The following is a 13,043-nucleotide window of genomic DNA, read 5'->3' as shown; positions in this document are numbered from 1 at the left end:
CAATGCCGCCTAACGTGAGCCCAACTAAATAAGAAACTGCTGATATCAGGGGTTTAGGCGTGAGGGGCAAGGCCATATCGATGATCGGCATCGCCGCCGTTTTCGGCGCGATCTCGATCTTTGCCGCGGATTTCTGGGTCAAAAGCCAGGCCAAGGCCGATTCCGAAGAGAAGACGTCGTCGATTCCGGCACCTGTCGTGCCGAAAGTCGAATTCAAGACCATCGTGGTGGCGAATGCCCCGTTGCGCTACGGCATGGAGCTCGACCGCGCGCAGCTCAGCGAAATCCCGTGGTCGCAAGAGTCCGTGCCGCAGGGCGCCTTCACCACCATCAATGCGTTGCTCGCCGACGGCAGCCGCGTGGTGCTGTCGCCGATCGAGGTCAACGAACCGGTGCTGCTGACCAAGCTGTCCGGCCCGAATGGCCGCGCGACGCTCTCCAACATGATGACGCCCGGAATGCGGGCGGTCACCATCCGCACCGACGAGATCGCCGGAGTCGGCGGCTTCGTCACGCCCGGTGACCGCGTTGACGTGGTGCTGACGCGCGATGCCGGCGAAATCCAGGAAGTGGCCAAGAATGCGCAAGGCGCTGCCGGTTCCACCATCACCTCCGAGATCGTTGTCGCCGATGCCAAGGTGCTGAGCGTCGGGCAGGGCGCCGACGAGCGCCAGACGACGCCGCAGATTTCCAATTCGGTGACCATCGAGGTGACGACGGACGGCGCGCAGAAAGTAGCGCTGGCCCGCACCGTCGGCACGCTCTCGCTGTCGCTTCGGTCCGCCAGCGAAGGCGCTGACGGCAAGAGCGGCGTCACCACCATCTCCTCCTTCGGCGGATCGGTCGCCTCGAATGTGCAGGCCGCGGCCGGCTCGGTGTTCGACGCCGTCACCAAGGAGCCGGAGAAACCGAAGTTCAAGACGGTCATCGTAACGCGCGGCACGAAGGCCGAGGAATACCAGGTTCCTTCGCGGGACCAGAAATAAACCAGTGGGGACTGGGTGAGGGACGGGACAATGTTCGGGCTGTTCATATATCGGGTCATGACGCGGTTGCGCGTTTTGCGTGCCGTGGCTGTCGCGTCTTCGCTGGCCGCTGCGGCGATGCTGGCCTTGGGCGCCTCGGCGGCGAGAGCTGACAACGACGTCGTCTACGTGTCGTCGACCAAGAATGCCTCGATCAAGGTTGCCAAGGGCAAGCCGAAGACGATCATCACCAGTGCTGCCTTCTACCAGATCGTCATCGGCGATCCGGAGATCGCCAACGTCAATCCGCTGACCGACAAATCCTTCTATGTGCTCGGCAACAATCTCGGCACCACCGGGATTGCGCTGTTCGATGAGAAAAAGCAGCTTGTCGGCACTGTCGACATCGAGGTGACGCTCGACACCGACCAACTGGCCAGCACCATTCGCGCCAGCGTGCCGGATGCCAGGATCAAGGTCGGATCGGCCAATGGCCGTGTCGTGCTGTCGGGCGAGGCCGACGATGCCGTCGCCGCCGAAAAGGCAAACAAGATCGCGACGCGCTTTTCCGGTGCCGAGGAGGTGATCAACTCGGTCAACATCTCATCTTCGCAGCAGGTCCAGCTCAACGTCCGCTTTGTCGAGATCAACCGCCAGGCGGGCCAGGATCTGGGTGCCAAATACGCCGCCAATTTCGCCTATGGCCTTGGCGGCCGCGACGTCTCGATCGATCCGGGCACAGTGCCGACGGCCGGTACTGGCGAGATCATCGGTCGTCTCCTATCGAACGGCGTATCGATCGATATCGCCATCAAGGCGCTGGAAGAGCGCGGCTTGGCGCGGCGACTGGCCGAGCCGAACCTGATCGCCCGGTCCGGCCAGACGGCGAGCTTCCTCGCCGGCGGCGAGTTCCCGATCCCGGTCTCGGAGGACAACGGCAAGATCTCGGTCAGCTACAAGAAATACGGCGTCAGCCTGGATTTCACGCCTACGGTTCTGAAAGACGGGCTGGTCAGCCTTGATATCGCGCCGGAAGTCTCCTCGATCGACGCGTCGGCCTCCTACAATATCGGGACGATCTCGGTTCCTGGCTTCATCGTGCGCCGTGCCAGGACGTCGGTCGACCTGAAGAACGGCCAGAGCTTCATGATCGCTGGACTGCTGCAGTCGCAAAACGACATCACCACGTCGCGCATTCCGGGCCTCGGCAAGATGCCGGTGCTTGGGGCGCTGTTCTCGTCCAAATCCTATCAGCGGCGCGAGACCGACCTCGTCATCATCGTAACGCCCTATCTGGTCAAGCCGGTCGATCCGTCGAAGAAGCTCGTCGAGCCGACAGATGGCACGCAGCCGGCCAGCAATGCCGACTATTTTCTCAACAACACCGAGGAAGTGAAGGATTCCGATGCCGGTCGCACCGTGGCGCTGGCAGACGGCCGCGTCACTCAACCTGCAGCGGCCGCTTCGGCTGGGCATTTCCTCGACCTGCCGAAGGATTGAAGCCATGCGTCTGGTCTTTGGATCGAGCGTCGCCTTGCTGCTGGCCGGCTTTGCCGCTGGCTGCACCAGCGACGACTATGTGCGCAGCGAAGGGCCAACGGCCGGCGCCGGCAATGCGCAGGCCGCCAACACCGTCATGCAGATGGTCGATCCCTGGAAATACGGGGTCCAGAACACCAGGCTCCTGGTGCCGGCCCAACGAGGCAGTGCCGCGGCTGTCACACCCGATCAGGCGGCCGGTGCCAAGGCGTCGCAGTCGACCACAGGCAACTGATTCAACGGGCAACTGGTCAACGGGCGACCTGACAGGCTGACAGAATGGCAAACGGCATCAAGACCAGGAAGATCCTGCTCGTATCGACCGACAGGACGTTTGCGCAGGACACGCGCACCGCATTTTCCGCCTCCGAGATCATACAGCTCTCGACGGTGGAGAAGAACGTTACCGAGTTGCGCGGCGAGATCCAGGAAGCCGACTTCGGCGCCATCATCGTCGACATGGATGCGGCAAGGCTGGAGGAGGTCGAGTCGCTGCAGCGCATCATGCGCCGGCTGGAGGACAAGGTTCCGGTCGTCGTCGTCACCCAGGAGTTCAACGCGGCCGCGGTGCGTATTCTCGTGCAGCTCAAGGTCGCGGATTTCCTGGTCAAGCCGATCACCACGGCCGATCTGGTGCGCTCCGTGGTACGGGCGCTGCAAGGGCCCGGGCGCGAGGAAAACACCGAGTCGCAAATCTATACCTTCATGCCTGCGGCGGGCGGCGTCGGCACCACGACGCTGGCGCTGCAGACCGCCTTCCAGCTGCATCACTCGGTGACGCGCGGAGCCTCGACCTGCGTCGTCGATCTCAACTTCCAGCAGGGCGCCTGTGCCGAATATCTCGACCTCGAACCGCGTTTCGACATCACCGAGATCGAGAACCAGCCCGAGCGTCTCGACCGCCAACTGCTCGACGTGATGCTGTCCAAGCATGCCAGCGGGCTTTGCGTGCTGGCGGCACCGGCGCATCCAGCCGAGATGCGCTCGTTCAAGACCGATGTCGTGGTGCGCATGCTGGATCTCGTTTCGGCCTATTTCGACAATGTCGTCATCGACATGCCCCGCACCTGGTTTCCATGGACGGAGACCGTGCTGCTCGGTTCCAACAAGCTCTACATCGTCGCGGAAATGACGGTGCCGTGCCTGCGCCACACCCAGCGGCTGATCCAGGCGGTCTACGAGACGGCCGGCAAGGAAGTGAAGCCGAACGTCATCGTCAACCGTTTCGAACAGAAGATGTTCGATAACGGCATCAAGCAGGCGGACGTCCAGGAAATCCTTGGCGAGCATTTCGTCGGCGGCATCGCCAACAACTACCGGCTGGTGCGCGAAGCAGTCGATCGCGGCGTACCGCTGCACGAGATCGATCCCAACGCCAATGTCGTCAACGATCTGAAGAAGATCATCCTGCCGGAAGAAGCGGTCCCGACCCGGGCGAAATCGCGCTCGCTGTTTGGCATGGGCCGTGGATTGCTGAAGAGGAAAGCCGGATGACCAGCCGCTTCTCCACCCTGCAGAACCGCGATGCGCGTCCGCAGCGCGCGCATGAGACGACGCCGGTCGCCCATCATGCCGTCGTCATACCAACCAGCCGAAAGGCTTTGCCGGCAAAGCCGGAAGCAGCGCTGGCAAAGAATGCCAACAAGGTGCTCGATGCGCGCGTGCGTATCCACCGGCTGCTGCTCGAAGAGATCAATCTTGTCGCGCTGGAGCGTTTGCCGAAGGATGAGATGCGCCGGCAAGTGCATGACTTCGTTTCGGAAAAGACCAAGCAGGAGCGGATGGCGATCAACACCGTCGAGCTTGACGCGCTGGTCGACGACATCGTCGACGAGATGGTCGGCCTCGGTCCGCTCGAGCCGCTGCTCAAGGATCCCGACATCAACGATATCCTGATCAACGGCCACATGAACTGCTTTGTCGAAAAGAAGGGCAAGCTGCAGCCGGTCCACATTCCGTTCAAGGACGAGGCGCATCTCCTGCGCATCGTCAACAAGATCGTCGCCGCGGTCGGTCGCCGCGTCGACGAATCGCAGCCGATGGTCGATGCCCGCATGCTGGACGGCTCGCGCTTCAACGCGGCCATCCGCCCGGTTGCGGTCGACGGCCCGCTGGTGTCGATCCGCAAATTCTCCAAGAACAAGCTCGGCCTGCATAAACTGGTCGAATTCGGCGCCATCACCCAGAACATGGCCGAAGTGCTGGCGGCGGCCGTGCATGCCCGCAAGACGACGATCATTTCGGGCGGCACCGGCACCGGCAAGACGACCATGCTCAATGCACTGTCGGCCTTCATTCCGGAAGACGAGCGGCTGATCACCATCGAGGACGCGGCCGAGCTCCAGCTGCAGCAGCCGCATGTCGCGCGCATGGAAACGCGGCCGGCCAACATCGAAGGCCATGGCGAGCTGAAGCAGCGCGACCTGGTCAAGAACGCACTGCGCATGCGCCCCGACCGCGTCATCCTCGGCGAGTGCCGCGGCGAGGAGGCTTTCGACATGCTGCAGGCAATGAACACCGGCCACGAAGGGTCGATGGCGACCATCCATGCCAACACGCCGCGCGACGCCATTTCGCGGCTCGAGCAGATGCTTGGCATGACCGGCATGCCGATGACGGTGCAGTCGATCCGCAGCCAGATCGCCAGCGCGCTCGACCTGATCGTCCAACTGACGCGCCTGTCCGACGGCAAGCGCAAGGTGACCAGTGTCGCCGAAGTGACCGGCATGGAAGGCGATGTCATCCAGATGCAGGAGATCTTCCGCTTCGTGCGCACCGGCATGGAGGCCGACGGCAAGATTCTGGGCCACTACGAGGCGACCGGCATCCGGCCGCGCTTCCTCGAGGACCTGCGCGCCATGGGCATCGAGTTTCCCGGACGATATTTCGAACCCGGCCGGCCGCAGGAGTAGCCAAGTGTTCGATGGAATGAGCGCGATCTATGTCGTCTATACCGCGGCCGCGCTGACCGGCATCCTGATCGCCGAGGCCTGTTACCTGCTTTATGCCGGCCGCAGCGACAAGCGCACCGCCATCAACCGGCGCATGAAGCTGCAGGAAAACAAGATCAGCCAGGAGCAGGTGCTCGTCCAACTGCGCAAGGAGCGCGGCCTCGACGCGGGCACGCCGCTGTTTTCGGCGGACCGGTTTCGCGCTCTGCGAACCCAGTCGGGCATGATCATGCCGCTGTCGAAATTCCTGATGATCACCTGCGGCGTGGCGATGGCGATGGCCCTGGTCGCCATCTGGTACGGCTTGCCGCCGCTGATGGGGTTCGTCCTGTTCGTGGTGCTCATGCCGCTATTGCCGGTGCTGACGCTGCGTTTCAAGCGCAAGCGCCGGCTGAAGCGGTTCGGCATGCAGTTGCCGGAGGCGCTGGAACTGATCACGCGTGGCCTGAAGGCCGGCCACCCGGTGCCGGTGGCGATCGCCATGGTGGCGCGCGAGATGCCCGACCCGATCGGCAGCGAGTTCGGCGTCATCGCCGACGAAGTGACCTACGGATCCGATCTGGTTTCGGCGTTGAACTCGCTGTTCGACCGGGTCGGCCAGGAGGATCTGCCGTTGTTCGTCACCGCCGTCTCGATCCAGACCAGTTCGGGCGGCAATCTGCGCGAGATCCTCGACGGCCTGGCGACGACGATTCGCGAGCGTGGCAAGCTGCGCCGCAAGGTGCGCGCCATTGCGACAGAAGGCCGGATGTCGGCCTACATTCTGACGGCCGTGCCGGCGTTGCTGTTTGCCGCCATCATGGCACTGATGCCGGGCTTCTACAGCGACGTCTGGGGCGAGCCGAAGACCTGGTATCTGCTTGGCGCGTCGATCACCTGGCTGATGCTGGGCAATCTGATGATGTTCAAGATGTCGAATTTCAAGTTCTGACATGCAGGGTTTCATCGGATTCCTCGCCTCGCTTGCGCCGACCTCATTGATGCCGGTGGCCATCCTGCTGCTGGCGGTGGGTGCTGCCGCTGTTGCCTGGCCTGTTGTCATGGCGAAGGGCGATCGCAACGAGGTCATGCGCCGGCTCAGGGTCGACAACGGTCCCGTGGCCGCCAAACCGGAGCCGGTGCAAAAGAAGAATACCGGCATCGTGCGCGAGAAGGCGGTGAAGCGGGCGCAGGAATTCTACGCCAGGAGCGATCCGGAAAATGTCGCCCGGCTGCGCATGAAGCTTATCCAGGCGGGCTACATGGAGCCGCGCGCTGTCGGTACGTTCTTCCTGATCCGGTTCACCGCGATGATCGGCACGGCAATCGGTGTGTTTGTGCTCAACCGCTGGATGGCCAGTCCGGACGCAACGATGGCCAGCCGCTGGACATTCGTCATCCTGTCGGGTGCGGCCGGTTATTTCCTGCCCGGCCTGGTGCTGAGCCAGAAAGTGCGGGAACGCAGGCGTGAGTACCGCAACGGGTTTCCCGATTTCATGGACCTGATGATTGTCTGCTCGGATGCCGGCATGAGCATGGAGGCAGGCATAGAGCGCGTCTCCAAGGAACTCGCCAAGACTTATCCCGCGCTCAGCCAGAACCTGCAGCTGGTGTCGCTGGAGCTGAGGGCCGGGCGCAGCCTCGACGATGCGCTGAAGGCGCTCGCCGATCGCCTCAGCCTGGACGAGGTGCGTTCCTTCGCCACGCTGCTGCAGCAGTCCAAGGAACTCGGCACCAGCCTGTCGGGGGCGCTGCGCGTCTTCTCCGACGACATGCGCCATAAGCGTATGTCGTTGGCCGAGGAAAAGGCGCACGCTCTGCCTGCCAAGATGTCGGTGCCCGTGGTTGTGTGCATCCTGCCGGTGGTGCTGATGATCGCGGCCATTCCAGTCATCGTCAAAATGACGGCGCACTAGCGAGCGCTCCACAAAAGCCCTAGCAAGGGGCTGACAAACCATTGTTCTCGACCGAACCCGGCTTTGCAGGTGAGAAAGTCCATGCTGCTGCGCACCCTCTTCTTTGGCCTTGCCGCGGCCAGCCTGTCGCCCGCCTGGGCCGTGGCCGGCGATTGCGGCGATGCCGCCGCCTTGGTGCAGCAGGCCTATCCCAAAGCTCGAAAGAGCGCCGACGGCACCTCGTTCACACTCGAACCCCACACCAGCATTGCCCTGACATTCGCGTATGGCGATCCGCCAGGGCTGGTTTGCAAGATCTGGCCCGCCCATGACGACCTGCTGTTGGTCGCAGTGCCGCTGATGGACGGGTCCCAACCCAGCGACTACGCGCATGCCGGCGATATCGAGCTTTTGATTGTCGACAGGAAGAGCCGGCAGGTGCGCCAGCGCCTGCTCCAGCCCGGGCTGATGAATGATGATGCCATCGCCATCCGCCAGGTGGAACTTGATACCGGCCGCTATGCGCTGGCGCCCGATGTTACTGCCTTTGGCCTGCGCATCGAAATGGCAAACAATTCGCTGCCTAATCCGTTCAGTGAAACCGACCTGCGGCTCTATGCCGTCGATGGCGATTCCCTGAGGATGGTGCTCGATGGCCTGGTCGTGGCCGGCAATGGCGGCGAGGGTGATACCAATTGCGCCGGATCCTTCCATACCAGTCGGGTTAGCCTGGCGATGAGCCCGGCCAAACATCATGGCTACCACGACATAACGGTGGTCGAGCGAATGGATACCGACAATCCGTTGCCCGACAAGGATGGCGAGTGCCAGTCCCATCCCGGCAAGTCCGTGAGCCAAACCTACCGGCTGCGCTATGACGGCAGCCGGTATACGGCTCCTGCGGGGCTCAAAGCCCTGGAGCCGTGAGGACGCCGCTGGCTGCGACTGAAGCACCGCGGCCTGGTGGTTAATGGCTGGTGTGCCCGAAGCCGAATTTTGGCGGTGTTTCGGCACCGAAGTTTAATCGCCGCTGATATATTGTGTTTCCTGAAGAACGACCCGGCAAATCGGGCGATGAGGCAGGGGCATGCGTCACAATAATTTCCCGGCAATGGCCACGATGGCGGCCGTCTTGATGATGTCTGGCTGTTCGACGAGTGGCGTCGACACCACCAAGACCACCGCCATCCAACCGGCGGCTAAAGACACCGAAACCTCCGATCTGGCGCAAGGCAAGGCGCAGTTTCGCGACGCCAATTACGGCCTCGCCGAAAAGCACTTCCGCAAGGCCGTCGAGTTGAAGGCCGACAATGCGGAGGCCTGGATGGGGCTCGCCGCTTCCTATGATGAACTCGGCCGCTTCGACTTCGCCGACCGTGCCTACGGCCAGCTTTTGAAAGTCGCCGGTCGCAGGCCGCAGATCGTCAACAATATGGGTTATTCGCAACTGTTGCGCGGCAATCGCAAGAAGGCCAAGGCGCTGCTGCTCGAAGCGAAGGCCGGCATGGCCGATCCCACCGTCGTCAATGCCAATCTCGCTCTCCTGAACAAGGGTTGATCTCGCGTCCAATGGTCCGGTTTCGGGACACGTGCCATCGACGCTTTGTAAACCCTATCTGCAGGTTGCATCGATGGATCGCCTGAAAATCCGTATCTGGGGGCAGCCGCTGACCTAGAATGCAGCGCAACCGCCGACGCTCGAGAGGCCCTTGCCCGATATGCTGGACTTCAGTTCGCTCCTGCTCGCAGCCGCGCTGTCGGGCATATGCCTCAGCGTCACCATGTTTGCGATCTGGTTCACCGCACCCAAGGCAGGTTTCGTGCTGACGGTGGCGTGCGGAATTCTGGTGCTCGTCGCGCATGTGATCCTGTTCTGGCGGTACACCAAGGATCCCGATCCGCTGCTTTGCCAGATCGTGCTTGCGCTGCTCAGCCTGGGGTTCCTGATCCTCTGCTTGTCGGCCATGCAATATCTCGGCGTGCCCGGCTACAGGCGCGCCGTTGCACCGGCGCTTGCTGCCATGGCCATTTGTGCCATCGTGACCTTTATGGGCTTTGACGGCGTTGGTTTCATCATCACCTACACCACGGTGACGGCGCTGCTGTCGGCGATCGGCGCCATGTTCTGGATCAACGGCAGTCACGATCGCCGCATCCTTCTGGTGGTTTCGTTTCTGAGCGGCACCTGCGCGATGTCGTTTGCGCTTTGCGGCGTGGTTCTGCTGACCAAGGGGCAATGGACGCTCGCGATTGCGCCCGACAATTGGGCCGAACGATTGAATTCCGTCGTGGCGGTGGCCTGCATGACCGGGCTCGGAGCATTGACGCTCTCCCTCCATCATCTGCAGGCGCAGATCGAGCTCAAGGCCGAGACCATGACCGACCCGCTGACAGGGTTGCTGAACCGCCGGGCATTGACGTCGCTTTACGGCGAGCGGAGTTTCGGTCCATTCATGTCCATCGTCATGTTCGACCTAGACCACTTCAAGCGGACGAACGATGTCTACGGTCACCCGGTTGGGGATCAGGTCTTGTGCCGTTTTGCCGCCGTCATCAAGAAATATGCCCGGCCCGGCGTCGACGCTTTTCGCCTTGGCGGCGAGGAGTTCGCAGTCGTCATGTCGCGGATGACGGACGAGAAGGCCTACGATCTCGCCAGCAAGATCGGCGTGGCTTTCGGCGCCGAAATCGTCCCCACCCAGCTCGGCAAATTGCGCAGCACGGTCAGCGGCGGCATCGGCTTTGGCGAGGCAAGCGGCAGCAGCCTCGACAACGTGCTCACCGAGGCAGACGCGGCGCTCTATGCCGCCAAACGCGCCGGACGAAATTGCGTCATCAGCCGCAAGAGGATGGGCAAGGCCGAGCCGATCAAGCCGGCCTTGCGCTCAGCGTAAATTACTCCGCGGCCCCCAGATAGTCGGACAGCGGCGGGCACGAGCAGACCAGGTTGCGGTCGCCGGCGACATTGTCGATGCGTGACACCGGAGGCCAGTACTTGGCTGCCGTGTCGGCGTCGCCGGCCGGATAGGCCGCTTCCAGGCGCGAGTAGGGATGGTTCCACTGGCCGGCCAGCGCCTCGGCGGCGGTGTGCGGCGCGTTGACCAGCGGATTGTCGGCCAAAGGCCATTCGCCCCTGGCGACTTTTGCTGCCTCTGCCGATATCGCGATCATGGCCTCGCAGAAGCGGTCGATTTCCCGCTTGGGCTCGGACTCGGTCGGCTCCACCATCAGCGTGCCGGCGACCGGGAACGACATGGTCGGCGCGTGAAAACCATAATCGATCAGCCGCTTGGCGACATCGTCGACACTGATGCCTGCACTCTCCTTGAGCACACGGGTGTCGAGGATGCATTCATGCGCGACGCGTCCGTGCCTGCCCTTGTAGAGCACCGGGAAATGCGCACCGAGCCGCGTTGCGATGTAGTTGGCGGAAAGGATCGCTGTTTCGGTCGCCTGCTTCAGGCCCGAGGCGCCCATCATGCGGATATACATCCAGGTGATCGGCAGGATCGAGGCGCTGCCGAAGGGGGCGGCGGAGACGGCGTGCGCCGAGCCTTCGGTGACATGGCCGGGCAAATACGGCTTCAAATGCGCCTTGACGCCGATCGGCCCGATGCCGGGTCCGCCGCCGCCATGCGGAATGCAGAAGGTCTTGTGCAGGTTCATATGGCAGACATCGGCGCCGATGTCGCCGGGACGGGCAAGCCCGACCAGCGCGTTGAGGTTGGCACCGTCGAAATAGACCTGGCCGCCATGCTCATGGATCAGCGCGCAGAGATCGCGTGCGCCCTCCTCGAACACGCCATGCGTCGAGGGATAGGTGAACATCAGCGCTGCGAGATTTTGCGCATGCTCAGTCGCCTTGGCCTTCATGTCGTCCATGTCGATGTTGCCGTCTTCGGTGCAGCGCACGACGACGACGTTCATGCCGGCCATCGCCGCGCTCGCGGGATTGGTGCCATGCGCCGAGGAGGGGATCAGGCAGACGGTGCGGTGGTTGTCGCCGCGAGAGCGGTGATAGCCGCGGATGGCGAGCAGTCCGGCATATTCGCCCTGGCTGCCGGCATTGGGCTGCAACGTGACGGCGTCGAAGCCGGTGATCTCCGACAGCCAGCCCGCCAGCTCGCCGATCATGGCACGGTAGCCTGCCGAGTGCGCGGCCGGGGCGAAGGGGTGCAGATTGGCAATGCTCGGCCAGCTCACCGGCATCATCTCGGCGGCGGCGTTGAGCTTCATGGTGCAGGATCCCAGCGGGATCATGGCGCGGTCGAGCGCCAGGTCCTTGTCGGCCAGCCGGCGCAGGAAGCGCATCATCTCGGTTTCCGACTTGTTTTCGTGGAAAACAGGCTGGGTCAGGAACTCCTTGCCGCGCGGCTTGCCGGGCACCGTGCTGTCGGCGGAGGCACCAGCCTTGGCGCCGAACAGGGCCGCGATTGCGTCGAGATCGGCCTCGGTGGAGGTTTCGTCGAAGGCGATGCCGATGTGGTCGGCATCGACGGCACGCAGCAGTCTGCCGCCCTTTTCAGCGGCGGCGGCGATCGAAGCTGCCTTGCCCTTCACCTCGGCCGTCACCGTGTCGAAGCGGCTTGAACCGAGCACGGAGATGTTTGCTGCTTTGAGCCCGGCGGCAAGACGATTGGCCAACGTGTGGATGCGCCCGGCAATCGCCTGCAGCCCGGCGGGGCCGTGCCAGATGGCATAGGCGGTCGCCATATTGGCGAGCAGCGCCTGCGCGGTGCAGATGTTGGAGGTCGCCTTGTCGCGGCGGATATGCTGCTCACGCGTCTGCAAGGCAAGCCGGTATCCGGGCCGGCCCTTGCTGTCGGTGGACTGGCCGACCAGGCGGCCAGGCATCAGCCGCGTCAGCCTGTCGGAGACGGCGCAATAGGCCGCGTGCGGGCCGCCAAAGCCCATCGGCACGCCAAAGCGCTGCATCGGGCCGACGGCGATGTCGGCGCCAAGCTTGGCCGGCGCGTCGGTCAGCGTCAGGCCGAGCGGGTCGGCGATGAAGACGACGAGGGCGCCGGTCGCGTGTGCCTTGTCGATCGCTGCCTTGTGGTCGCCATAGACGCCAAATGTATCCGGCCAGGAGACAAGCAGGGCGGCGGTGTTGTCGTCGATCGTCTCGCCATCGATCTCGATGCCGAGCGGCTCGGCGCGGGTGCGCACCACGTCCAGCGTCTGCGGGTGCGGCGTGCCGGCAAGTGCTACCTTGGTGCGCTTGTCGCGGTGATGGCGCAGCGCAATGCCGACCGCCTCGGCCACGGCGGTTGCTTCATCCAGCAGCGACGCCGATGCCACCGGCAGGCCGGTCAGTTCGGTGACCAGGGTCTGGAAGTTGAACAGCATTTCCAACCGGCCCTGGCTGATCTCGGCCTGATAGGGCGTGTAGGCCGTATACCAGGCCGGGTTCTCGAACAGATTGCGCTGGATAACCGGCGGCACATGGACGCCGTGATAACCGGCGCCGATGAAGCTCTTCAGCACCGTATTCCCGGCCATGACAGCCGAAAGCTCAGCCAGCGCTTCCGCCTCGCTCGCTGGTGCCGGCAGGGCAAGCGGCCGATCGAGCCGGATCGACTTCGGGACGGACTGGCTGATCAGCGTCTCGATCGAGGGCACGCCGATGGCGGCCAGCATGGCTCTGGTATCGTTGAGGCCGGGACCGATATGGCGGGCCGAGAAGGGGTAGGGTGCTGCGGTCATCTCAATAA

General features: G+C 63.3%; 11 protein-coding genes. 10 read left to right on the top strand and 1 reads right to left on the bottom strand.

All coding sequences use genetic code 11. The features are described from left to right. The first annotated feature begins 59 nt into the window (after window positions 1–59). The 10 genes from cpaB to LB559_RS01240 all read left to right on the top strand — a co-directional run bounded on the left by cpaB (window position 60) and on the right by LB559_RS01240 (window position 10,223). Entirely contained in the window at window positions 60–986 is a 927-nt protein-coding gene (cpaB, locus tag LB559_RS01285; protein WP_245268555.1) for a Flp pilus assembly protein CpaB, read from the top strand. A 30-nt stretch (window positions 987–1,016) separates the two neighbouring features. Then, window positions 1,017–2,465, top strand: coding sequence for a type II and III secretion system protein family protein (locus LB559_RS01280; protein ID WP_013531963.1), 1,449 nt, complete (start codon window positions 1,017–1,019; stop codon window positions 2,463–2,465). A 4-nt stretch (window positions 2,466–2,469) separates the two neighbouring features. Next, window positions 2,470–2,739, top strand: a complete 270-nt coding sequence (locus LB559_RS01275) for a hypothetical protein (protein ID WP_013531962.1) — start codon at window positions 2,470–2,472, stop codon at window positions 2,737–2,739. Window positions 2,740–2,783: 44 nt separating this feature from the next. After that, window positions 2,784–3,998 (top strand): CpaE family protein, encoded by a 1,215-nt coding sequence (locus LB559_RS01270; protein WP_013531961.1) that lies wholly within the window; start codon window positions 2,784–2,786, stop codon window positions 3,996–3,998. Next, window positions 3,995–5,416 carry a CpaF family protein gene (locus tag LB559_RS01265; protein WP_024505345.1) on the top strand — a complete coding sequence of 474 codons (1,422 nt, stop codon included), beginning with the start codon at window positions 3,995–3,997 and terminating at the stop codon, window positions 5,414–5,416. Before LB559_RS01270 ends, LB559_RS01265 begins: the two co-directional genes overlap by 4 nt. 4 nt (window positions 5,417–5,420) lie before the next feature. After that, on the top strand, window positions 5,421–6,386 hold the full coding sequence (locus tag LB559_RS01260; RefSeq protein ID WP_063172032.1) for a type II secretion system F family protein: 966 nt from the start codon (window positions 5,421–5,423) through the stop codon (window positions 6,384–6,386). A gap of 1 nt (window position 6,387) precedes the next feature. After that, window positions 6,388–7,350, top strand: coding sequence for a type II secretion system F family protein (locus LB559_RS01255; RefSeq protein ID WP_224619381.1), 963 nt, complete (start codon window positions 6,388–6,390; stop codon window positions 7,348–7,350). 81 nt (window positions 7,351–7,431) lie between these two features. Further along, window positions 7,432–8,256, top strand: a complete 825-nt coding sequence (locus tag LB559_RS01250; protein ID WP_224619380.1) for a hypothetical protein — start codon at window positions 7,432–7,434, stop codon at window positions 8,254–8,256. Between the two features lie 160 nt (window positions 8,257–8,416). Then, complete coding sequence (locus tag LB559_RS01245) at window positions 8,417–8,887, top strand: hypothetical protein (RefSeq protein WP_013531956.1); 471 nt, start codon at window positions 8,417–8,419, stop codon at window positions 8,885–8,887. 160 nt (window positions 8,888–9,047) lie between these two features. After that, a complete protein-coding gene (locus LB559_RS01240) occupies window positions 9,048–10,223 on the top strand; it encodes a GGDEF domain-containing protein (protein ID WP_224673098.1) in 1,176 nt (391 codons plus the stop codon). Window position 10,224: 1 nt separating this feature from the next. Here the strand turns inward: LB559_RS01240 and gcvP are convergent, their stop codons facing one another. Then, on the bottom strand, window positions 10,225–13,035 hold the full coding sequence (gene gcvP / locus LB559_RS01235) for an aminomethyl-transferring glycine dehydrogenase (RefSeq protein WP_224672890.1): 2,811 nt from the start codon (window positions 13,033–13,035) through the stop codon (window positions 10,225–10,227). Between the last annotated feature and the right edge of the window lie 8 nt (window positions 13,036–13,043).

It is taken from the genome of Mesorhizobium sp. BR1-1-3, assembly GCF_020165455.1.
Taxonomy (GTDB): domain Bacteria; phylum Pseudomonadota; class Alphaproteobacteria; order Rhizobiales; family Rhizobiaceae; genus Mesorhizobium; species Mesorhizobium ciceri.
This window is presented reverse-complemented; position numbering and strand designations above follow the sequence as displayed.